A 22,122-nucleotide genomic window follows, 5' to 3' on the forward strand; every position below is an offset into this window, starting at 1 on the left:
TCTGTCACGGCAAATGTTTCCTGGAGACTCTGATGCGTGAAAGCTACGACGTCGTCGTGGTGGGCGGAGGCCATGCCGGTTGCGAAGCGGCGTCTGCAGCCGCACGTGCCGGTGCCAAGACCGCGCTCGTGACCCTTCGCCACGATACGATCGGCACCATGTCGTGCAATCCGGCGATCGGCGGATTGGGCAAGGGCCATCTTGTCCGCGAGATCGACGCCATGGACGGGCTGATGGGCCGTGTTGCCGATGCCGCGGGCATCCAGTTTCGTCTGCTCAACCGGCGCAAGGGCCCGGCCGTGCGCGGTCCGCGCACCCAGGCCGACCGCAAGCTCTACCGGCTGGCGATGCAGGATGCCATCGCAGCGCAGCCGAACCTCGCCGTTGTCGAGGCGGAAGTCTCTGATTTCATTATAGATAATGACCGAGTCACAGCTGTCGTTCTCGGTGACGGGCGTGAGTTGGCCTGCGCGGCCGTCGTCCTGACGACCGGCACTTTCTTGCGCGGGCTTATCCATATCGGCGAACGCAAGTTCCCCGCCGGGCGCATGAATGAGCAGGCCTCGATGGGCCTGTCGGAAACGTTGAAGCGGGCCGGATTGCGGCTTGGTCGCTTGAAGACTGGTACGCCGCCGCGTCTCGATGGCCGGACGATCGACTGGGCGGCGCTGGAGACGCAGGCGGCAGACTCAGATCCGGTGCCGTTCTCGTTGCTCACCGACAGCATCACCAACCCGCAGATCGAATGCGGCATCACACGCACGACTGAGGCGACACACCAGATCATCCGGGAGAATCTCGGTCGCTCGGCGATGTATTCCGGTTCGATCGAGGGCATCGGGCCACGTTACTGCCCGTCGATCGAAGACAAGATCGTCAAGTTCGGCGACCGCGAGGGTCACCAGATCTTCCTCGAGCCGGAAGGTCTCGACGACGACACCGTCTATCCCAACGGCATCTCGACCTCGCTGCCCGAAGATGTTCAGCTCGATATCCTGAAATCGATACCGGGGCTGGAGCGTGCGGTCATGCTGCAACCCGGCTATGCGATCGAATACGACCATATCGACCCGCGCGAACTGGAAGCGACGCTTGAAGCCAGGCGCATTCGCGGGCTTTTCCTGGCCGGCCAGATCAACGGGACGACCGGTTACGAAGAAGCGGGTGCGCAGGGCTTGCTGGCGGGCATCAATGCGGCCCGTCTCGCTGGCAATAGCTCGCAGATGATTCTGAGCCGTAGCCAGGCCTACATCGGTGTGATGGTCGATGATCTGATCAGCCGCGGTATCAGTGAGCCCTATCGCATGTTCACCTCGCGGGCCGAGTTCCGGCTTTCGTTGCGTGCCGACAATGCCGACGAGCGACTGACGCCTCTGGCAATCGAGCTCGGCATTGCATCCGAAGAGCGTGAAGCGCGTTTTGGCGAAATGACTGCGCGTGTCGATGCTGCCCGTGCGCTGATCAAGTCGCATATCCTGTCGCCCAACGAAGCGCGGCGCCATGGCATCGAAGTGAATCTCGACGGCGTCAAGCGCTCGCTTTATGAGCTTCTGGCTTACCCCAATATTGACCTCAACCAACTTGTTAAGATCTTGCCAGAACTGGCGTCGATTGACGCCAAGACCGCCGAAGCCATTGAAACTGAAGCGAAATACGCCGTCTATCTTGACCGACAGAAGGCCGATGCGGCACTGATGTTGAAGGAAGAGGAGAGGGTCATCCCCGAAACGCTTGATTTTGAGTCGGTTCCCGGGCTTTCGAATGAATTGCGCCAGAAGATGCGGACGCGTCGCCCGCGCTCTCTGGCTGAAGCACAACGAATCGACGGCATGACGCCGGCGGCGCTTGCAATTATTCTTTCCCACGTCCGAAATGCCGAAGCGCTGGCGCGCAGGGGTGCCGCTTGAAACAGCACGCTTATGACAGGTTGCAAGACGTCGCAGGTCCCGTTTCACGTGAAACATTCGACAAGCTGATTGCCTTCGAGACCGTGTTCCGCAAATGGGCGCAGCGCATCAATCTCGTGGCGCCGTCTACGCTCCCGGATGCGTGGGAGCGGCATATTCTCGACAGCGCCCAGGTCGTACGGCTCGGCGGCGAAGCCAGCCAATGGCTCGACATCGGCTCCGGCGGCGGCTTTCCCGGTTTGATCATAGCTACTATGATTGCGGGGCGGGCGGAGGCATCCATCGATCTGGTTGAGAGCAACCGCAAGAAAGCCGGCTTCCTGCAGGCGGTGACCGGAGAACTCAGCCTGCCGGCGCGGGTTCATGCCAAGCGTATCGAGGACGTGCACGGCGTGATTCGCACTCCTGAAGTGCTGAGTGCCCGGGCACTGGCGCCGCTGCCATTGCTGCTCGAACTGTCGTCGCCCTGGCTCGAGGCCGGCACCACGGCACTTTTCCATAAAGGCCGGGATTACCGCCAGGAGATCGAAGATAGCGCTCTCCAGTGGGGATTCGATCTGGTAGAACACCCAAGCCTGACCGACACGCAGGGGGTCATCCTCGAGATTCGGAACCTGCGTCGCATCTGATCGCGACGCCATGTGACGAGACGGAAAACAGCAGTCGAGCCATGAAGATCACACCAAGAATCATTACAGTTGCCAATCAGAAGGGCGGCGTCGGCAAGACCACGACGGCCATCAATCTGGCGACGGCACTTGCCGCCATCGGCGAGCGCGTGCTCATCATCGACCTTGATCCCCAAGGCAATGCCAGCACCGGTCTCGGCATCGATCGCAAGGATCGCAGCGTGTCGTCTTATGACGTGCTGACCGGCGAGCTGGAGATCGAGCAGGCGGCCATCGAGACGGCCGTGCCGGGCCTATCGCTCATTCCATCGACGCTGGACCTGCTCGGCATCGAAATGGAAATCGCCTCGGCGCCCGATCGCGTGCTCAAGCTGCGCAATGCCCTGCGGGCATCCTCGGAGCGGTCGGCAGGCTACAGCTACGTGCTGATCGATTGCCCGCCGTCGCTCAATCTGTTGACTCTGAATTCGATGGCGGCAGCCGATTCAGTGCTCGTGCCGCTGCAGTGCGAATTCTTTGCGCTTGAGGGCTTGAGCCAGTTGCTTGAGACCGTGGATCAGGTGCGTCGGTCGATCAATCCCGACCTGACCATCCAGGGCATCGTGCTGACGATGTTCGACGGCCGCAACAATCTGGCGAACCAGGTGGTCGAAGACGTGCGCGCGCATATGGGCGAGAAGGTCTACGATACGGTGATCCCGCGCAACGTGCGCATCTCGGAAGCGCCGTCCTATGGCAAGCCGGCGATCCTCTACGACCTCAAGTGCTCAGGCAGCCAAGCCTATCTGCAGCTCGCCTCTGAAGTGATCAGGCGCGAACGTAAACTCCGCGCCGCGTAAATCGATTCGGACTCGAAACAAGCTGGGTTAGACATGAACGAAGACCTTTCCAGAAAGCGCCTTGGGCGAGGACTTGCCGCACTGATCGGTGAAATGGACAAGCCGGTTGTTCCCGAAAAGCCCGCAGCGCGCGCCGATGGACGGGTACCGATCGAATTCGTCAGTCCGAACCCGCGCAATCCGCGGCGCCATTTCGGCGAGGCCGAATTGGCCGACCTGGCGCAGTCGATCCGCGAGCATGGCCTGGTGCAGCCGGTCGTCGTGCGGCCCGCCGCCCAGTCCGGACGCTATGAAATCATCGCCGGCGAGCGCCGCTGGCGCGCCGCCCAGCGCGCAGGGGTCAACGAGATTCCGGTCATTGTCCGTGACGTCAATGACCGGACGGCGCTTGAACTCGCCATCATCGAAAACGTGCAGCGCTCCGATCTCAACGCCATCGAAGAGGCGATGGGCTACCAGCAGCTGATCGACGACCACAGCTACACCCAGGCCGATCTCGGCCAGGTCATCGGCAAGAGCCGCAGCCATGTCGCCAATACGCTGCGGCTGCTGAAGCTGCCGGATGTGGTGCGCGACATGCTGATCAATGGCGAATTGTCCGCCGGCCACGCGCGCGCCCTGATCACGGCCCAGGACCCGGCCGGTCTGGCCAAGCGGATCGTTGAAGAAGGCCTGTCGGTGCGCCAGGCGGAGGCTCTTGCCCAGCTTCCGGCGGACGCCGTTATGGAAAAGCAGCCAGCACGCCCGGTCGAGAAGGATCCGGACACGATCGCACTGGAAAAGCTGCTCACCGACGTCGTCGGCATGAAGATTTCGATCGCCCACAAGGAAAAGGGCGGCGAGCTGCGCATCAGCTACCGCTCGCTCGAACAGCTGGACGATCTATGCCGCCGCCTGAAGAGCGAACGTATCTAATTGATTCCATTTATTCTTATTCTGCGGACGCCGGCTTCTTAGCCGGCGTTCTGCTTTCAACGCCGGCCACCGGCCAAGCGTGCACCTTCGACGGCGATGCCCAGCATCGCTTGCCTGGCCAGGGCAACGGCGAGGTCCGGCCGACGTCGCGTCTGCAAGGTTGTTGACTGCAGCCGCATAAGCGCGCGGGTCAGCGCCGCCGCAGTCCAGCCTGCCAGCGCGCGCTCGACTGCGCGGCGACGTGCGAAGAACACCGGCGGCCGCGTGGCTGCGATCACGGCTGCGGCGTTGCGGCTGCCCGATTCCATCTCGCCGCGCATCAAATGGATGTTTTGCAGGTGGCGGGTCGCAGTTGCCAGCAACTGGGCCGCCTGGCTGCCGGTCTGGCACTGCTTGGTGAAGGCCGCGTCGAACTCGGCGATGTTGCCGCCGAGGGCTGCGTCGATGGCATCGTCGAGAGAAAGCGCGGAGACATCGCCGGTCATCGCCTTGACGTCGTCGAGGCTGATTTCGCCGCGTCCCATGGCGTAGAGCGTGAGCTTCTGAACTTCGCCGCGCGTCGCCAGGCGGTCGCCGCCGAGGCTGCGGCGCAGCGCATTGCGGGCATCGATCGCCATCGACAGGCCTGCGGCACGCAACTCTTCGTCGATAAGGGTCTCGATGTCGCGCGCTTCGTCGCCGTAGCAGGGCAGGGCCATGCCGGCGAAGGCGCCCTCGACCACGGTGCGCAGCGGTGCGCCTTTCTTGAGGTCCTGGGCCTCGATCAATACGATCGCATCGCGCGGCGGATCGGCGACGAGGGCCTTGACGTCGTCGGCCAGGCTCTTCTGGGCGGCTGCGTTGCGCACCCAGATCAGGCGGCGCGGTGCAAACATCGGAACGGTCCGCGCCTCGTCGACGAGGCGCCCGCTGTCGCGTTCGACATCGGCGGCGTCGAGCTTCACCACCGAGAACGGATCGTCGAGAGGAAGGCCGGTCTTGGCGGCAAAGGCTGCCGCACGTTCGGACACGAGACCGCGATCAGGACCGTAGATCAGCACGATCACCGCTTCGGCTGCGGGGCGTGCGAGCCAGGAATCGACCTCGTGAGCTTTCTTCTGCGCCATGCCGCCCTGTTAGCACAGGCCTTCGGGCTGCCGCAGCATTTTTGTCCGCGCTCTAGTCGTCGTCGACCAGGATGCGTTCGGCTGCGCCATCCATGTCGTCGTATTGGCCGCTGTGCAACGACCAGAGAAAGGCCGCAAGCCCGAGTCCGCCGAGGAGAAGTGCGACAGGGAGCAGGAACAACAGACCGGTCATGATGCCATTGCCTCCTTGGTCGAAAAGGGTTGCCCCTGGCCGGCAGCAGGCCTTGGTGACCTGGTCTTGCCGGTACCGAGCCGCAATCCATTGGCGATGACAATAACCGAAGACCCCGACATTGCCAGAGCCGCAACCAGCGGGGTGACGTAGCCGAGCAGGGCAATCGGCACGGCGACGGCATTGTAGACGATCGCCAGGATGAGATTCTGCCGGATCAGGCGGCTTGCTTCGCTGGATGTCGCAAGCGCCAGCGGGATTGCCGAAAGGCTTTCGCGCAGGAAGACGAAATCGGCGGCACTGCGGCCGATATCGGCAGCACTGGCCGGAGCCATGGAGACATGCGCCGCAGCCAGCGCCGGGGCGTCGTTGAGCCCGTCACCAACCATCATCACCTTGCGGCGCTCGGCCTTGAGCGCTTCAAGCCGGGCGACCTTGCCATTGGGCAGCACGCCCGAAGAGAACTGGTCGATGCCCAAGGCTGCGGCGACTGATGCCACCGCATCCGGCCGGTCGCCGGAAACGATCTCGATCGCCAGGCCCTTGTCGCGCAGCGCGGAAACGGCGGCCATGGCGCCGGCGCGCAGCCGGTCCTCGAAGATGAATTCGGCGAGGCGGGTACCATTCTTCGAAAGCACCGTGCCGGTTGCGCCATTCGCCACTGGCAACGCCCAGGCGGCACGGCCCAGACGGTAGGTGTCGGTGCCGCTCCTGGCTTCGAGCCCGAAGCCGGGAATTTCTTCAACCGCGTCGAATGCCCATTCCTTTGCCGGCTTTTCGCCCGGGATTTCGGCCAGGGCGCGCGAGATCGGGTGACGCGAATGCAGGCCGATCGCTGCTGCCAGCGCCAGCGCTTCAGGCGACACCTCGCCGGCATTGACCAGCCGTGGCATGCCGAGCGTCAGCGTGCCGGTCTTGTCGAAGACGACGGTGTCGACTTCGGCCAGCCGCTCCATGGCCGAGCCGTCCTTGACCATGATGCCGTTCTCGAAAAGGCGCCGCGCGGCGGCCACCTGCACGATCGGCACCGCAAGGCCCAGGGCGCAGGGGCAGGTGATGATCAGCACGGCAATGGCGATGGTGATGGCTTGGTGCCAGTTGCCTGCTGCGACCATCCAGCCGATGAAGGTCAGGAACGCGGTCAAATGCAGGATAGGGGCGTACAGGGCCGCCGCCCGGTCGGCGATGCGGCGATAGCCGCCGCGGCCGCTCTCGGCCGCTTCCATCAGCCGCATCATTTCGGCGAGGAACGAATCCTGTGCCGCCGCGGTTGCTTCGATGGTCAGCGGGCCGGTGAGATTGAGCGTGCCGGCGCGCAGCGCGGCACCGGTCTCGACGGCGACGGGATCGCTTTCGCCCGAGACGATGGCGCAGTCCAGCTCGGAGCGGCCCTTGAGCACCCTGGCATCGACAGGCACGCGTTCGCCCGCTGACAGCAGGATGTGCGTGCCCGGCTTGATGTCACTGACCGGCAGATAGGCGCTGCTGCCGTCGGGGTTGAGCACGGTCGCGCCGCGGGCGGCGAGCCGGGCTAGGCCCTTGACGGCGACGCGGGCACGCTCGCGCATGACGTGGTCCAGCGTGCGGCCGATCAGCAGGAAGAACAGCAGCGAGGCCGAGGCGTCGAAATAGGCGTGCGGGCCGCTGTTGGCGGTATCATACAGGCTCATGCTGTAGGCGAGCAGGATGCCGATGGAGATCGGCACGTCCATGTTGGTGCGGCCGTTGCGCAGTGCGCCCCAGGCCGAGCGGAAGAAGATGCGGCCGGCATAGGCGAGTGCCGGCAGGGCGATCAGTGCCGAGATCCAATGGAACAGGTCACGCGTGGCATCGGTTGCACCCGACCATACCGAGACCGACAGCAGCATGATGTTGCCGGCGGCGAAACCGGCAATGCCCAAGCCGCGGATGAGTTCGGCAAGCGTCTCGTCCTTGTCGTCGGCGCCTTGCTCGAAGAGATGGCTTTCATAGCCCAGCCGCCCAAGCGCCTCGGCGATGTCGGGGGCGCCGGCATTCTCGCGCCAGCGCACCGAGACACGCTTGGTTGACAGGTTGACGCGCGCATGGTCGACGCCGTCGAGGCGGCCGAGGGCGGCTTCGATATTGGTCATGCAGGCGCCGCAATGCACGCCGGGAACGGAGAGGTCGGTCTGACGCATGCCGCCGGGCAGGGTGCGGCTGGACAGCGCCAGTTCTTCGCGCGACGGCCCCCTGGCGGCAGCCGAGGGCAGGCTGAGGGCGGCATCGGCGTTAGGACCACAGCAGTTCATTTCACCGCTCCATCGGCCACGACGATCCGGCGTGCCTCCTGGTAGGGCGCCCCGTCCGTCATTCTAGCTTCGGTATTGACGATCCAGATGCCGTCGCGGACGGCAGCCGTCGCCGAGAAGGTTCCGTCGGCCTTGCGAGCGAGCGTTACCTGCCAGTCCTCGGCCTCGTAGGCCGGGCGGCGGAAGGAGGTGGTGACGCTCTCGGCTCGAACGGGCGCGCCGGAGGCATCGTTCAGGCTGTAGCGGATCTCGCCGCCGGCGATCGTCAGCGTGCCCTTCCAGCCGAGGGCAGCCTGGGCGCGGGATTCGGCGACGCGCTCATTGAACTGCTGGCTGGCGACATAGGTGTTCTGGACGACAAGGCCAGTCCAGCTGGTGTTGGCGAAGGTCGCCATCAGCAGGTTGACCGCGATGATGACGCCGAAGAAGGCGACCATGATCGCCAGCATGTGCCAGCCGGTGAACTGCCTGGGCTGGCCGGCGCGAGAGTTCATTTGCCTGCCTCCGGGACGTTGAAGTTTGCAACATAGGAGTCGGCTTCGGAACTTGCCTTGTCCTCGACGATGAACTTGAAGCTCTGGCCCTCGGCCAGGCTTTCGCGCGGCAAGCGGACATAGACCCTGATCGTCTTGAGCCTGTCCGGCTCGGCCTCGACCGTGACCGAACGGCCCTCCGGCAGGTCCATGCCGACCACGGTCATCATCGCTTCCGGCAGGCCCTCCATGCGGAGCACGATGGTGCGCGGCTCAGGCACCATGTTGAGCAGCTTGACGGTGTAGCCGTTGCGGATCGAGCCGTCGGCCAGGCGCACGAATTGCGGATTGCGGTCCTGCAGCACATTGACCTCCAGCCGGTCGCGGCTGAGCAGGGCAATGAGCAAGGCAACACCGATCAAGCTCCAGGCGCCGGCATAGATCAGGGTGCGCAGCCGGAAGATGCGGCCCAGGCGGAAATGGGCGATTGCCGCATTGAGCCTGCCCTCGGAATTGCGCACCCGCTTGGGGTCGATCGTGGCCGTGACCGGGTCGGTGGCGATCGCCATGTTCGACTGGTAGTCGGCAAGCGTGGCATACGAAATCAGGCCGCGTTCCTTGCCGATCTTGTCCATGACGCTATCGCAGGCATCGATGCAGAGCGCACAGGTGATGCATTCGAGCTGCTGGCCGTCGCGGATGTCGATGCCCATCGGGCAGACCGCCACGCAGGCGTTGCAGTCGACGCAGTCGCCGACGGAAAGGCCCTCGGCGGCGGCCTTCTTGGCATGGCGCGAGCGCGGTTCGCCGCGCCAGTCGTTATAGGTGACGGTCAGCGAGTTTTCGTCGAGCATCGCCGCCTGGATGCGCGGCCAAGGGCACATGTAGGTGCAGACCTGTTCGCGCATCAGGCCGCCGAAGACATAGGTGGTGGCGGTGAGAATGGCGACGGTCATATAGGCGACGGGCGCTGCCTGGCCGGTCACGAAGTCGCCCAGCAATCTGGGCGCGTCGGCGAAGTAGAAGATCCAGGCGCCGCCGGTGGCCACCGCGATAACGAGCCAGATGGCGTGCTTGAGCGTGCGCTTCGCCAATTTTGCCGCCGACATGGGCGCCGCGTCGAGCTTGATGCGGGCGTTGCGGTCACCCTCGATGCCACGCTCGACTACCAGGAACAGATCGACCCAGACGGTCTGCGGGCAGGTGTAGCCGCACCAGGCGCGGCCGACGGTGGAGGTGACGAGGAACAGGCCGATGCCGGCCATCACCAGCAGTCCGGCGACGTAGAAGAATTCCTGCGGCCAGATCTCGATGGCGAAGAAGTAGAAGCGGCGGTTGGCGATGTCGAGCAGCACTGCCTGGTCGGGCGCATAGGGACCGCGGTCCCAGCGGATCCATGGCGTCAGGTAGTAGATGCCGAGCGTGATCAGCATGATCAGCCATTTGAACTGGCGGAATCGACCGGAAGCGCGCTTGGGAAAGACCTTCTTGCGCGCGCTGTACAGAGGTTGGCGGGTCTTGGCGGAGTTGACCGCCTCTACCTCGAGCCTCTCGACTTCGGTCTCGTCAAGCATCTAAGTCTCCTGCAACCCATCACCCGGGTTGGCCTGTTATGCCCGGCCGGCTGAAGTCCGGCCTTGACCCAGGTCAATCCCTGGGTTCTTGCGCGTCGAGGCCCGGCATTGCTGCCGAGCCTCTCCCCCGCCTTCGTCCATCACCACACGGCGATGGAGGGTTATTCGCCGCCGCCGAGCGAATGGACGAAGATGGCAAGCTCCTTGACCTTCACGTCGCCCAGTCGCTCGCCCCAGGCGGGCATGGCGCCGTGCTTGGGGTGACGTACCTGCTGGGCGATGGCGGCCTGCCCCGAGGCATAGAGCGCGATGGCGTCGGTCAGGTCGGGCGCGCCCATTTCCTTGTTGCCCTTGGCGTCCTCGCCATGGCAGGCGGCACAATTGTCGGCGAATACCTGCGCACCGGCGGGCACCAGGTCGGGCGTGTCGGCCTGACCCTCGAGGCTGGCGACATAGGCGGCGACCTCGTTGATCTGCTGCGGTTCGAGAACCTCGGCGAAAGCCGGCATCTCCGAGACATGGGTTTCCTCGTCGCCGGCAAAGCGGACGCCGTGCGCGATGGTCTGGTAGATTTGGTCGATGTTGCCGCCCCACAGCCATTCGTCGTCGTTCAGGTTGGGAAAGCCTGGCGAGCCCTGCGCACCAGAGCCGTGGCACTGGATGCAGTTGACCTTGAAAGCTGCCGAACCGGCGGCGGTGGCGAACTGCCTGAGCTCCGGGTCGGCCAGGATATCGCCGACGCTCTTCGCGCTGACTGCCTCGACATAGGCGCTCTTGGCCTCTTCGGCGGCGGCGAGCTCGTTCTTGACGTCGACGCGGCTTGAATAGCCCAGCAGGCCGGTCGTCGCGGTGCTGATCATCGGCCAGGCCGGATAGGCGATGCTGTAGGCAACCGCCCAAACGATGGTGGCGTAGAAGGTCCACAGCCACCAGCGCGGCATCGGATTGTTGAGTTCCTGGATGCCGTCCCATTCATGTCCGGTGGTCTCGACGCCGGACAGTTCGTCGATTTGCTTTTCGCTCACAGATCAGTCCTCCTTGAGCGGAATTTGTGCGGCCCGTTCGGCCGCTTCGCGGCTGCCCGGGCGAAGCGCGAAGATCACGGCGCCGATGAAGAAGACGGTCATCGCCAGCAGCCCCCAGCTGTCGGCGAATTGTCTCAACGTGGTGTAGTCCATGACAGATCTCCTAGCGGTAGCCGGCGGCCGCGTCGTAGGTCGAGAAGTCGACCAGCGTGCCAAGCATCTGCAGATAGGCGACCAGCGCATCCATTTCGGTCAGTGCCGCCGGGTTGCCGTCGAAGTCGCCGAGCTTGGCCTTGGGGTAGCGGGCCAGGACGCCCGAGGTGTCGGCGTTCGGGTCGGCCTGCGCCTTGATGTCGGCCTCGGCGCTGGCGATCATCTCGTCGCTGTAGGGCACGCCGACCCGGCGGTTGGCCGTCAGGTCGTAGCTGATCGTGTTGACCGCAAGCGGCGTCTCCTTGAGGAAGGCGTAGCTCGGCATCACCGATTCCGGCACCACCGAACGCGGTTCGATCAGGTGCTGGACGTGCCATTCGTTGGAATAGCGGTCGCCGACGCGGGCAAGGTCGGGGCCGGTGCGCTTCGATCCCCACTGGAAGGGATGGTCGTACATCGACTCGGCCGCCAGGCTGTAGTGGCCGTAGCGCTCCACCTCGTCGCGGAACGGCCGGATCATCTGGCTGTGGCAGGTGTAGCAGCCCTCGCGGATGTAGATGTTGCGGCCGGCCAGCTCCAGCGGCGAGTAGGGACGCATGCCCTCGACCTTCTCTATGGTGTTCTCGAGGTAGAAGAGAGGCGTGATCTGGACCAAGCCGCCGATGCTGACGACCAGCAGCGTGCCGACCAGCAGGAGCGTCGCGTTCTTCTCGATGGTCTTGTGTTTGTCGAGCAGTGCCATGTCGGGCTCCTTACTGGGCAGGCTGGAGTGCAGGGGCCGCGCCGGGCAGCGGCTCTTCCTGGCGCACGTGGCCGCGGATGGTCATGTAGACGTTCCAGGCCATGACCAGCGCACCGGCGAGGAACATCAGGCCGCCGATGGTGCGGACGATGTAGTAGGGGACCATGGCCGCGACGCTTTCGGCGAAGGAATAGACCAGGAAGCCCTGCTCGTCGTATTCGCGCCACATCAGGCCCTGGCTGATGCCGGCAACCCACATGACGGCGGCATAGACGACGATGCCGAGGGTGGCGAGCCAGAAGTGCCAGGTGACCAGCCGCATCGAGTAGAGCCGCTCGCGGCCCCACAGGCGCGGCACCAGGAAGTAGATGGCGCCGAAGGTGATCATGCCGTTCCAGCCGAGCGCGCCGGAGTGCACGTGGCCGATGGTCCACTCGGTGTAGTGGCTGAGCGAGTTGACCGCCTTGATCGACATCATCGGGCCTTCGAAGGTCGACATGCCGTAGAAGGCGATGGCCACCACCATCATGCGGATGATCGGATCGGTGCGGATCTTGTCCCAGGCGCCGGACAGCGTCATCAGGCCGTTGATCATGCCGCCCCAGGAGGGCATCCACAGCATGATCGAGAACACCATGCCGAGCGTCTGCGCCCAGTCGGGCAGGGCGGTGTAGTGCAGGTGGTGCGGGCCGGCCCAGATGTAGAGGAAGATCAGCGACCAGAAGTGGATGATCGACAGCCGGTAGGAATAGACCGGGCGCTCGGCCTGCTTGGGCACGAAATAGTACATCATGCCGAGGAAGCCGGCGGTCAGGAAGAAGCCGACGGCGTTGTGGCCGTACCACCATTGCGTCAGCGCATCCTGCACGCCCGAGAACAGCGAGTAGCTCTTCGAACCGAGGAAGGACGCCGGCACCGCCAGGTTGTTGACGATGTGTAGCATGGCAATGGTGACGATGAAGGCGAGATAGAACCAGTTGGCCACATAGATATGCGGCTCCTTGCGGTTCAGGATCGTGCCGAGGAAGACGATGAGGTAGGCGACCCAGACGACGGTCAGGAAGATGTCGACATACCATTCGGGCTCGGCATATTCGCGGCTCTGGGTAATGCCCAGGAGATAGCCGGTGGCTGCCATGACGATGAACAGCTGGTAGCCCCAGAACACGTACCAGGCGAGATTGCCCCCGAAGAGGCGCGCGCGCGACGTGCGCTGGACCACGTAGAACGAGGTGGCGATCAGCGCGTTGCCGCCGAAGGCGAAGATCACGGCCGAGGTGTGCAGCGGACGCAGGCGACCGAAATTCAGCCACGGCTCGATGTTGAGGTCGGGGAAGGCAAGCTGTGCCGCAACGATGACGCCAACGAGAAAGCCGGTCACGCCCCAGAAGACGGTGGCGATGACGCCGTAGCGGATCGGCCCGTCCATGTAGGCCGACTTGTCCTCGGCCAAAATGTCGACCGGCGCATAGCTGCTGGTGCGCATCAGGACGATGACGCTCGCGGTCAGCACGAAGAACAGCACCCACATATGGGCGCCGAACTGGCTGTCCTTGGCGAAGGCGGCGCCGAGCAAGGCGGCAAAGGCCGCCAATGCCAGCAGGATTGTTTCCATTGCGTATTTCATGAGCGATCCCCGACGGTAGCTGGGCGCCGAAAGCTCGCGTCGGCACCAGACGGCACACATCCATGACAATTGCCCACCCTGCCTTGATCTGGATCAAGGTCAAGCGCCGCCGGGCAGACCAGCCTTGGGCCAATGAGGAACTTTCAAACAAGATGAATGCGCGCTCGGAAATGAAGGCCGGATCGGAGGACGCCGCTCTACTTGACGCGATCGCGGCCATACAGCGCGCGCATGTGGAAATGCTTGCGCTGTGCGACAGGCTGGAGGAAATCGCCGACTCCCTGCCCAACGAGATCGACCGCCGCAGCTGCGTGCTCGCGGCAAGAGCGCTCGGGCCCGCGATGGTCAAGGTCCATCGCTTCGAGGAGCAGCGGCTCCATTCGCAGTTCGCCGCGCGCCTGTTGCATAGTGGCGAGGCACGCGAGACGGTCGAGCGGCTCAAGAACGAGCATTTCGAGGATGAAGGCTATGCCGCCGAGCTGCGCGATGCCCTGCGTGCGACGGCACGCGGCGGCCGGGCGGAAAACCCGGAGACGCTGGGCTTCATGCTGCGCGGGTTCTTCGGGGCATTGCGAAGGCACATCGCCTTCGAGCGTGACCATGTGCTCCCGGTGCTGTCGTCCGGCGACTGAGCCGAGCGATCAGACGTTGGCGCGACGTTCCAGCCTGGCGACGTCGAAGACGGTGATGTGGCGGTTGTTCTCGACGGCGATCAGGCCGTCCTTGCGCAGCTTGGTCAGCTGCCGGCTGACGGTCTCGATGGTCAGGCCCAGGAAGTCGGCGATGTCGGCACGGGTTAGCGGCAGGTCGAAGCTGATCTCTCCGCTGATTTCTGCTTCGGGATCGCTGTGGCGGGCGATGAGATGCAGGAAGGATGCGACCCGCTCGGAAGCGGTTTTGCGCCCAAGCATCAGCATCCAGTCCCGGGCTTCGTCGAGTTCGTTGAGGGCCTGAAGGTGCAGCCGGTGACTGAGTTCAGGCGCCTGTTCGATCATTCGGTCGAGTGACTTCTTGGGGAAGGCGCAGACGCGTACCGGGGTCGCCGCCTCGGCGGTGATCGAGCTCTCGTGCTTGAACGGACGGCCAAGGAAATCGGGTGCGAATTGCAGGCCGACGATCTGCTGGCGGCCGTCGGGCAGGGTCTTGGTCAGCTTGACCACGCCGGCGAGCACATTGGCATAGCTGTCGATGGTGTCGGCGTCCGACACCAGCACCGTGCCCGGATCGACCTTGCGCTTGGTCGTGTGGCGGCTGAGCTCGACCAGCTGATCGGTAGTCAGCGCTCCGCAGACGCCGCGATGCCGTGCCTCACAGGAGCGGCACAGCGCGGGTATCTCAGAATTGTGAATGTCCTGGCGGATGGTCATCGCATCGTCCGGCGTCTGATTTGCTCAATCTAGGGATCGCGGGGGGTAAAAGGAACCGTGTCATTGTGTCCCCGCCCCGGCGTTTTTGATCCAGGTCAAGGTGTTGCCGCTGCGTCCGTCCGATGCTGGGCCATTGACGGAGATGACCATGGACAGAAGCCTCGTCGAAAAATACGCAAGCCCGGTGCCGCGGTATACGAGTTATCCCACCGCCCCGCATTTCAGCGCCGACGTGTCGACCTCGACCTATTCCGACTGGCTGCGGGCGCTGCCGAAGGGCGCGTCGGCGTCGCTCTACGTCCACATCCCCTATTGCGACCGGCTGTGCTGGTTCTGCGCCTGCCATACCAAGCAGACGCGACAATATGATCCGGTGGCGCGTTACCTCAAGGCGCTCGACGCCGAAATCGCCAGCATCTCCGCACTCGCCGGCAACCGGCTGCGCGTCACGGCGCTGCATTTCGGCGGCGGCTCGCCGACCTTGCTCCAGGCCGACGACATCCTGGCGCTAGGCGGCAGGCTGCGCGACAGCTTCGCCTTTGCGCCCGACGCCGAGATCAGCGTCGAGATGGACCCCAACGACATGGACGAGGCGCGGTTCGACGCGCTGGCCGCCATCGGCATGACGCGCGCCAGCCTCGGCGTCCAGGATTTCAACGAGCGCGTGCAGCAGGCGATCAACCGCGAGCAGACCTTCGAACAGACAAAATGGGTCGTCGATGCCGTCAGGGCCCGCGGCGTACATTCGGTCAATCTCGACATGCTCTACGGGCTGCCGCACCAGACGCTGGCTTCGATCGAAGCGACCACCGAAAAGGTGCTGTCGCTCAGGCCGGACCGCATCGCCCTGTTCGGCTATGCCCATGTGCCTTGGATGAAGAAACACCAGACCATGATCGACGAGGCGCTGCTGCCCGACGCGGCCGCACGGCTGGAGCAGGCCGAGGCGGCGAGCCGCCTGATCCTCGCGGCCGGCTATGAGCCCGTCGGCATGGACCATTTCGCCCTGCTCGAAGACAGCCTTGCGGTTGCCACGCGCTCGGGCACGCTGCGGCGGAACTTCCAGGGCTACACCACCGACCAGGCCGACGCGCTTCTCGGGCTCGGTGCCTCGTCCATCGGGCTGTTGCCGCAGGGCTATGTCCAGAACATGCCGGCGACCGGCGAATACGAGCGCCGCGTTCTGGCCGGCGGATTGGCCACCGTGCGCGGGGTGGCGCTGTCCGATGCCGACCACATGCGCGCCTGGGTCATCGAGCGGCTGATGTGCGACTTTTCCGTCTCCCGCTGCGAACTGCTTTCCCGCTTCGGCGAGCCGGCCCGTGCGGTGATCGCCGAGGCCGAATTGCTCGCCGCCAACGACCGCGACGGCATCTTTGCCCGTGCCGGCAACCGCTTTGTCGTCACCGATCGCGGCAAGCCCTTCGTCCGCTCGATCGCCGCGCATTTCGACGCCTATCTCGGCCAGGGAACGGCGCGCCATTCCGTCGCCGTCTGATCGCAAAGTGGTATTGGTGCGCCACGCCGAATTCCTGTATCTACGCCGTTCAAAGCGGGCGGCGAACAGGAACGGACCGTATGAAGCTCACGGTATTTGGAATCGGCTATGTCGGTCTTGTGCAGGCGGCGGTGCTGGCCGAGGTCGGGCATGACGTCGTCTGCGTCGATGTCGATGCGGCCAAGGTCGAGCGGCTGAACCAGGGGTTCGTGCCGATCTTCGAGCCGGGGCTGGAGGCCCTGGTGCGCGACAACCATGCGGCGGGCCGCATCGTCTTCACCGCGGATGCGGTGCTGGCCGTGCGCCATGGCGAGATCCAGATGATCGCGGTCGGCACGCCGCCGGGCGAGGACGGCTCGGCCGATCTCAAATATGTCCTGGCCGTGGCCGAGACGATCGGCCGCGAGATGGTCGAACCCAAGATCGTCGTCGGCAAGTCGACCGTGCCGGTCGGCACCGCCGACAAGGTACGAGCGGCGATCGCTTCGGCGCTGAAGACGCGCGGCCGCGAGGAGCTTGCCTTCGATGTGGTCTCCAATCCGGAGTTCCTCAAGGAGGGTTCGGCGGTCGCCGACTGCATGAAGCCCGACCGCATCATCGTCGGCACCGAAAGCGAGGCCGCCGAGGCGGTGATGCGCGAGCTCTATGCGCCGTTCAACCGCAACCACGAGAAGATGATCGTGATGGACGTGCGCTCGGCCGAGTTCACCAAATACGCCGCCAACTGCATGCTGGCGACCAAGATCAGCTTCATGAACGAGATGGCGAACCTGGCCGAACTGCTCGGCGCCGACATCGAGGAGGTGCGCAAGGGCATCGGCTCGGACCCGCGCATCGGCTATCACTTCATCTATCCCGGCCTGGGTTATGGCGGCTCGTGTTTTCCCAAGGACGTGCGTGCGCTGATCCGCACCGCCGACGATGTCGGCTTCGAGCCGGTGCTGCTGAAGTCGGTCGAGGAGCGCAACAACGCCCAGAAGGCGGTGCTGTTCGACAAGCTCAAGGGTCACTTCAACGGCGATCTCGCGGGCAAGACGTTTGCGCTGTGGGGGCTGGCGTTCAAGCCCAACACCGACGACATGCGCGAGGCGCCGGCCCGCGTCCTGATGGAGGCGCTGTGGGCCGCGGGCGCCAAGGTCCAGGCCTACGATCCCGAGGCGATGAACGAGGCGCAGCAGATCTATGGCCAGCGCGACGACCTGCTGCTCTGCGGCACCAAGGAGGCGGCCTTGCGCGGCGCCGATGCACTGCTGATCGCCACCGAGTGGAAGAACTTCCGGGCACCGTCCTTCGAGACGATCAGACAGGCGCTGTCGACACCCGTCATCTTCGACGGCCGCAACCTCTACGACCCCGCGGTCGTCGCCCGCCATGGCCTCCAGTACATCTCCATCGGCCGGAAGGCCGCTTAACACCGCCAACAAAAAGACCCGCTCGCCCGAGCCTTTTTTCGTCCGGAGTGGCGGCTACTGGTTGCGGCGCTTGCCTTCCATCAGGTCGAGCACGGCGCGCGCGGCATCGAGCACATTGGTGCCGGGGCCGAAGACGGCTGATACACCGTGATCGAGCAGGTACTGGTAGTCCTGGCGCGGGATGACACCGCCGACCACCACAATGATGTTGTCAGCGCCCTTGGCCTTGAGCGCGTCGACCAACTGCGGCGCGAGTGTCTTGTGGCCGGCGGCCAGCGACGACATGCCGACGACGTGGACCCTGGACGCAATCGCCGTATCGGCAGCCTCGCCAGGGGTCTGGAACAGCGGCCCGGCAATGACCTCGAAGCCGATGTCGCCAAAAGCGGACGCGATCACCTTGGCGCCGCGGTCGTGGCCGTCCTGGCCGAGCTTTGCTACCATGATGCGCGGTTTCTCACCTAGTGAGCCGGCAAACTGTTCGAGGCGCGACAGCAGGGTCTGGAATTCCGGCTCATCGTCATAGGCCTTGCCGTAGACGTTCTCGACCACTTCCGGGACGGCCGCATGATCGCCGAAGGCGCGGCGCATGGCGTCCGAGATTTCGCCCACCGTAGCGCGCGCCCGCGACGCCTCGACGGCGGCGGCGAGGATGTTGCCTTCGCCTGACCGGGCGACCTTCTCAAGCGCGGCAAGCGCTTCCTCGACACGCTTGGGGTCGCGCTGGCGCCGTGTCTGCTCGATGCGAGCGATCTGCGACACGCGGACTGCGGAGTTGTCGATCTCGAGAATGTCGAGATGGTCTTCCTCCTCGAGGCGGTATTTGTTGACGCCGACGATGACCTCGTCGCCGCGGTCGATGGCCGCCTGCTTGCGGGTCGCGGCCTCCTCGATCAGGCGCTTGGGCAGGCCTGTGGCGACCGCCTTGGTCATGCCGCCCATCGCCTCGACCTCCTCGATCAGCGCCCAGGCCTTTTCCGCGAGGTCGTTGGTCAGGGCCTCGACATAATAGGAGCCGGCGAGCGGGTCGACGACCTTGGTGACGCCGGTCTCGTGCTGGAGGATGAGCTGGGTGTTGCGGGCGATGCGGGCGGAAAACTCAGTCGGCAGGGCGATCGCCTCGTCGAAGGAGTTGGTGTGCAGCGACTGCGTCCCGCCCAATGCCGCCGACATCGCCTCGAAAGCGGTGCGGACGACGTTGTTGTAGGGGTCCTGCTCCTGCAACGACACGCCGGAGGTCTGGCAGTGGGTGCGCAGCATCAGCGACGAGGTCTTTTTCGGCTCGAACTCGGTCATGATGCGCGACCAGAGCAGGCGCGCGGCGCGCAGCTTGGCCGCCTCCATGAAGAAGTTCATGCCGATGGCGAAGAAGAACGACAGCCGGCCGGCGAAGTCGTCGACATTCAGGCCCTTGTTCAGCGCTGCGCGGACATATTCACGTCCGTCGGCCAGCGTGAAGGCGAGTTCCTGCACCAGCGTCGAGCCGGCCTCCTGCATGTGGTAGCCGGAGATCGAGATAGAGTTGAACTTCGGCATCTCCTTCGCCGTATACTCGATGATGTCGGCAACGATGCGCATCGAGGGCTCGGGCGGGTAGATGTAGGTGTTGCGGACCATGAACTCCTTGAGGATGTCGTTCTGGATGGTCCCCGACAGCTTGTCGCGCGACACGCCCTGTTCCTCGCCGGCAACGATGAAGTTGGCGAGGATCGGGATCACCGCGCCATTCATCGTCATCGACACCGAGGCCTTTTCGAGCGGGATGCCGTCGAACAGGATCTTCATGTCCTCGACAGAGTCGATCGCCACGCCGGCCTTGCCGACATCGCCCTCGACGCGCGGATGGTCCGAGTCATAGCCGCGATGGGTGGCGAGATCGAAGGCGACCGACACGCCCTGCTGGCCGGCGGCGAGCGCCTTGCGGTAGAAGTTGTTGGACGCCTCCGCCGTCGAAAAGCCGGCATATTGCCGGATGGTCCAGGGGCGGCCGGCATACATGCTGGCGCGCGGGCCGCGCAGGAACGGCTCGAAGCCCGGCAGCGTTCCGAGATGGCCGATGCCTTCGAGATCGTCGGCCGTGTAGAGCGGCTTCACGTCGATGCCCTCGGGCGTGTTCCAGGTCAGCGTGTCAGGCGAAGCCTTGATCTCGCGTTCTGCGAGCTTCTTCCAGGAGTCGATGGATGGTTTGTCGGTCATTTGGGCCTCCTCAGGCGCGGGCGCTCACCCTCCCCCTTGTGGGGAGGATCGGACCGCAGGTCCGGGGTGGGGGTAAGAGGGCTAAATCGAGTCCCTGGGGCGATGGATTCGATCGTCAGACCCCCACCCCGCTCCGCTTCGCGGATCGACCCTCCCCACAAGGGGGAGGGTGAAAGGGAGCCATTCGCCATCACTCGAACTCCATGATCAGCTCGTCGACGGCGAGGCTTTCGCCCGCCGTTGCAGCCACGCGCTTGACCGTGCTCTTGCGCTCGGCGCGCAGCACGTTCTCCATCTTCATCGCTTCGACGGTCGCCAGCGACTGGCCGGCTTCGACTTCGTCGCCCGCCTTGACCAGGATCGATGTCACCACGCCCGGCATCGGGCAGAGCAGCATCTTCGAGGTGTCGGGCGGCAGCTTGACCGGCATCAGCCTGGCCAGTTCGGCGACGCGCGGGCTGCGCACATGGGTCACCACGTCCATGCCGCGCCAGCGCAGGCGCCAGCCGGTGCCCGAGCGCGAAACCTTGACGCCGATGGACATTCCGCCGACCGCGAAATTGGCGTGCAGGTGCCCAGGCATCCAGTCGCTCGACACCGCAAGGGCCGTGCCGTCATCGAACGCGACCACCGTGCCGTCGGCGCCGTCCTTGACCTGCAGCGGCAGCGTGAAGCCGCCGAGCGTCACCACCCAGTCGATGCCGACCGGGCGCTGGTGGTTGGCGAGCGAGCCCGAAATCTGGGCGCCGCGGCGCTGGGTGAACTGGTTGATCAGCGCTGCGACCGCGGCGAGCTTGTGGGCGTCCGCCTCGGTCGGGGCCACGCCGGTAAAGCCGTCGGGAAATTCCTCGGCAATGTAGGCGGTGGTCAGGCGTCCGTCGCGGAAGCGCTGATGGTCCATGACCGCCGACAGGAACGGCAGATTGTGGCCGATGCCCTCGACCTCGAAGTCGTCGAGCGCGCGGCCCATCGCCTCGACAGCCGTCAGGCGGTCGGGCGCCCAGGTGCAGAGCTTGGCGATCATCGGGTCGTAATACATCGAGATCTCGCCGCCCTCGAAGACGCCGGTGTCGTTGCGGACGACCGTACCGTCGTCGCGTTTGCCCTCGACAGGCGGGCGGTAGCGAGTCAGGCGGCCGATCGACGGCAGGAAGTTGCGGTAGGGATCTTCGGCATAAAGCCGGCTCTCGATGGCCCAGCCGTTGAGCTTCACCTCATCCTGGGCGAAGCGCAGCTTTTCGCCCGCGGCGACGCGGATCATCTCCTCGACGAGGTCGATGCCGGTGATCAGCTCGGTCACCGGATGCTCGACCTGCAGGCGGGTGTTCATCTCGAGGAAATAGAAGTTCCTGTTACCATCGACGATGAACTCGACCGTGCCGGCCGAGAAGTAGCCGACGGCCTTGCCCAGCGCCACGGCCTGCTCGCCCATCGCCTTGCGGGTCTCGGCGTCGAGGAAGGGCGACGGTGCCTCCTCGATGACCTTCTGGTTGCGGCGCTGGATCGAGCATTCGCGCTCGCCGAGATAGAGCAGGTTGCCGTGCTGGTCGCCCAGTACCTGGATCTCGATGTGGCGCGGCTGGGTGACGAACTTCTCGATGAAGATGCGGTCGTCGCCGAAGGAGGATTTGGCCTCGTTCTTCGACGACTGGAAGCCCTCGCGTGCCTCGGCGTCGTTCCAGGCAATGCGCATGCCCTTGCCGCCGCCGCCGGCGGAGGCCTTGATCATCACGGGATAGCCGATCTGGTTGGCGATCTTCACCGCCTCGCTGGCGTCCTCGATCAGGCCCATATGGCCCGGCACGGTCGAAACGCCGGCGGAGGCGGCGATCTTCTTCGAGGTGATCTTGTCGCCCATCGCCTCGATGGCCACTGGCGGCGGCCCTATGAAAGCAACGCCTTCGGCCTTCAGCGCCTCGGCGAAGTTCGAGTTCTCCGACAGGAAGCCGTAGCCCGGATGCACGGCATCGGCGCCGGTCTGGCGCACGGCGTCGATGATCTTTTGAATGACGATGTAGGACTGGTTCGACGGCGCTGGCCCGATATGGACGGCCTCGTCGGCCATCTTCACGTGCAATGCTTCGCGGTCGGCGTCGGAATGGACGGCGACCGTTGCGATACCGAGTTTCTGGGCCGTCTTGATGACCCGGCAGGCGATCTCGCCACGATTGGCGATGAGGATTTTCTTGAACATTC

General features: G+C 64.7%; 19 protein-coding genes. 7 read left to right on the forward strand and 12 right to left on the reverse strand.

Annotation, left to right across the window (positions count from 1 at the left end):
• Nucleotides 1–32: 32 nt before the first annotated feature.
• From mnmG to GGQ99_RS16285, 4 genes are read left to right on the forward strand one after another with little or no spacing between them, the layout of a single operon-like run.
• Entirely contained in the window at nucleotides 33–1,907 is a 1,875-nt protein-coding gene (gene mnmG / locus GGQ99_RS16270) for a tRNA uridine-5-carboxymethylaminomethyl(34) synthesis enzyme MnmG (protein WP_183263340.1), read from the forward strand.
• Entirely contained in the window at nucleotides 1,904–2,536 is a 633-nt protein-coding gene (gene rsmG, locus GGQ99_RS16275; protein WP_183263341.1) for a 16S rRNA (guanine(527)-N(7))-methyltransferase RsmG, read from the forward strand. The genes mnmG and rsmG overlap by 4 nt, the downstream gene beginning before the upstream one ends.
• A gap of 41 nt (nucleotides 2,537–2,577) precedes the next feature.
• Nucleotides 2,578–3,375, forward strand: coding sequence for a ParA family protein (locus GGQ99_RS16280; protein WP_183263342.1), 798 nt, complete (start codon nucleotides 2,578–2,580; stop codon nucleotides 3,373–3,375).
• A 33-nt stretch (nucleotides 3,376–3,408) separates the two neighbouring features.
• A complete protein-coding gene (locus GGQ99_RS16285) occupies nucleotides 3,409–4,290 on the forward strand; it encodes a ParB/RepB/Spo0J family partition protein (RefSeq protein WP_183263343.1) in 882 nt (293 codons plus the stop codon).
• Nucleotides 4,291–4,346: 56 nt separating this feature from the next.
• Here GGQ99_RS16285 and holA read toward each other — a convergent pair whose 3' ends face one another.
• From holA to ccoN, 9 genes are all read right to left on the reverse strand, one after another.
• Entirely contained in the window at nucleotides 4,347–5,396 is a 1,050-nt protein-coding gene (gene holA / locus GGQ99_RS16290; protein ID WP_183263344.1) for a DNA polymerase III subunit delta, read from the reverse strand.
• A gap of 52 nt (nucleotides 5,397–5,448) precedes the next feature.
• On the reverse strand, nucleotides 5,449–5,589 hold the full coding sequence (gene ccoS / locus GGQ99_RS16295) for a cbb3-type cytochrome oxidase assembly protein CcoS (protein ID WP_108606167.1): 141 nt from the start codon (nucleotides 5,587–5,589) through the stop codon (nucleotides 5,449–5,451).
• Nucleotides 5,586–7,859 (reverse strand): cation-translocating P-type ATPase, encoded by a 2,274-nt coding sequence (locus tag GGQ99_RS16300; RefSeq protein ID WP_183263345.1) that lies wholly within the window; start codon nucleotides 7,857–7,859, stop codon nucleotides 5,586–5,588. The genes ccoS and GGQ99_RS16300 overlap by 4 nt, the downstream gene beginning before the upstream one ends.
• Entirely contained in the window at nucleotides 7,856–8,353 is a 498-nt protein-coding gene (locus GGQ99_RS16305; RefSeq protein ID WP_183263346.1) for a FixH family protein, read from the reverse strand. Before GGQ99_RS16305 ends, GGQ99_RS16300 begins: the two co-directional genes overlap by 4 nt.
• Nucleotides 8,350–9,906, reverse strand: coding sequence for a cytochrome c oxidase accessory protein CcoG (gene ccoG / locus GGQ99_RS16310; protein WP_183263347.1), 1,557 nt, complete (start codon nucleotides 9,904–9,906; stop codon nucleotides 8,350–8,352). Before ccoG ends, GGQ99_RS16305 begins: the two co-directional genes overlap by 4 nt.
• A 161-nt stretch (nucleotides 9,907–10,067) precedes the next feature.
• Complete coding sequence (ccoP, locus tag GGQ99_RS16315; protein ID WP_183263348.1) at nucleotides 10,068–10,931, reverse strand: cytochrome-c oxidase, cbb3-type subunit III; 864 nt, start codon at nucleotides 10,929–10,931, stop codon at nucleotides 10,068–10,070.
• Between the two features lie 3 nt (nucleotides 10,932–10,934).
• A complete protein-coding gene (locus GGQ99_RS16320) occupies nucleotides 10,935–11,084 on the reverse strand; it encodes a cbb3-type cytochrome oxidase subunit 3 (protein ID WP_108606172.1) in 150 nt (49 codons plus the stop codon).
• A gap of 10 nt (nucleotides 11,085–11,094) precedes the next feature.
• Nucleotides 11,095–11,826 (reverse strand): cytochrome-c oxidase, cbb3-type subunit II, encoded by a 732-nt coding sequence (gene ccoO / locus GGQ99_RS16325; protein ID WP_108606173.1) that lies wholly within the window; start codon nucleotides 11,824–11,826, stop codon nucleotides 11,095–11,097.
• Nucleotides 11,827–11,836: 10 nt separating this feature from the next.
• Nucleotides 11,837–13,453, reverse strand: coding sequence for a cytochrome-c oxidase, cbb3-type subunit I (ccoN, locus tag GGQ99_RS16330; protein ID WP_183263349.1), 1,617 nt, complete (start codon nucleotides 13,451–13,453; stop codon nucleotides 11,837–11,839).
• A 62-nt stretch (nucleotides 13,454–13,515) separates the two neighbouring features.
• On the opposite strand from ccoN, the gene GGQ99_RS16335 reads away from it, so the two are divergent.
• Complete coding sequence (locus GGQ99_RS16335) at nucleotides 13,516–14,085, forward strand: hemerythrin domain-containing protein (protein WP_246389611.1); 570 nt, start codon at nucleotides 13,516–13,518, stop codon at nucleotides 14,083–14,085.
• Between the two features lie 9 nt (nucleotides 14,086–14,094).
• Here the strand turns inward: GGQ99_RS16335 and GGQ99_RS16340 are convergent, their stop codons facing one another.
• Nucleotides 14,095–14,820, reverse strand: a complete 726-nt coding sequence (locus GGQ99_RS16340) for a Crp/Fnr family transcriptional regulator (RefSeq protein ID WP_108606175.1) — start codon at nucleotides 14,818–14,820, stop codon at nucleotides 14,095–14,097.
• A gap of 148 nt (nucleotides 14,821–14,968) precedes the next feature.
• Here GGQ99_RS16340 and hemN point away from each other — a divergent pair, with 148 nt between their 5' ends.
• Both hemN and GGQ99_RS16350 read left to right on the forward strand, forming a co-directional pair.
• Nucleotides 14,969–16,318 carry an oxygen-independent coproporphyrinogen III oxidase gene (hemN, locus tag GGQ99_RS16345; protein WP_183263350.1) on the forward strand — a complete coding sequence of 450 codons (1,350 nt, stop codon included), beginning with the start codon at nucleotides 14,969–14,971 and terminating at the stop codon, nucleotides 16,316–16,318.
• An 80-nt stretch (nucleotides 16,319–16,398) separates the two neighbouring features.
• On the forward strand, nucleotides 16,399–17,730 hold the full coding sequence (locus GGQ99_RS16350; RefSeq protein WP_183263351.1) for a UDP-glucose dehydrogenase family protein: 1,332 nt from the start codon (nucleotides 16,399–16,401) through the stop codon (nucleotides 17,728–17,730).
• Between the two features lie 54 nt (nucleotides 17,731–17,784).
• On the opposite strand, the gene scpA is transcribed toward GGQ99_RS16350, so the two are convergent.
• Together scpA and GGQ99_RS16360 are read right to left on the reverse strand one after the other, a co-directional pair.
• Nucleotides 17,785–19,926 carry a methylmalonyl-CoA mutase gene (scpA, locus tag GGQ99_RS16355; protein ID WP_183263352.1) on the reverse strand — a complete coding sequence of 714 codons (2,142 nt, stop codon included), beginning with the start codon at nucleotides 19,924–19,926 and terminating at the stop codon, nucleotides 17,785–17,787.
• 190 nt (nucleotides 19,927–20,116) lie between these two features.
• Entirely contained in the window at nucleotides 20,117–22,120 is a 2,004-nt protein-coding gene (locus GGQ99_RS16360; protein WP_183263353.1) for an acetyl-CoA carboxylase biotin carboxylase subunit, read from the reverse strand.
• Nucleotides 22,121–22,122 lie beyond the last annotated feature (2 nt).

This window comes from Aminobacter niigataensis (assembly GCF_014200015.1).
Taxonomy (GTDB): domain Bacteria; phylum Pseudomonadota; class Alphaproteobacteria; order Rhizobiales; family Rhizobiaceae; genus Aminobacter; species Aminobacter niigataensis.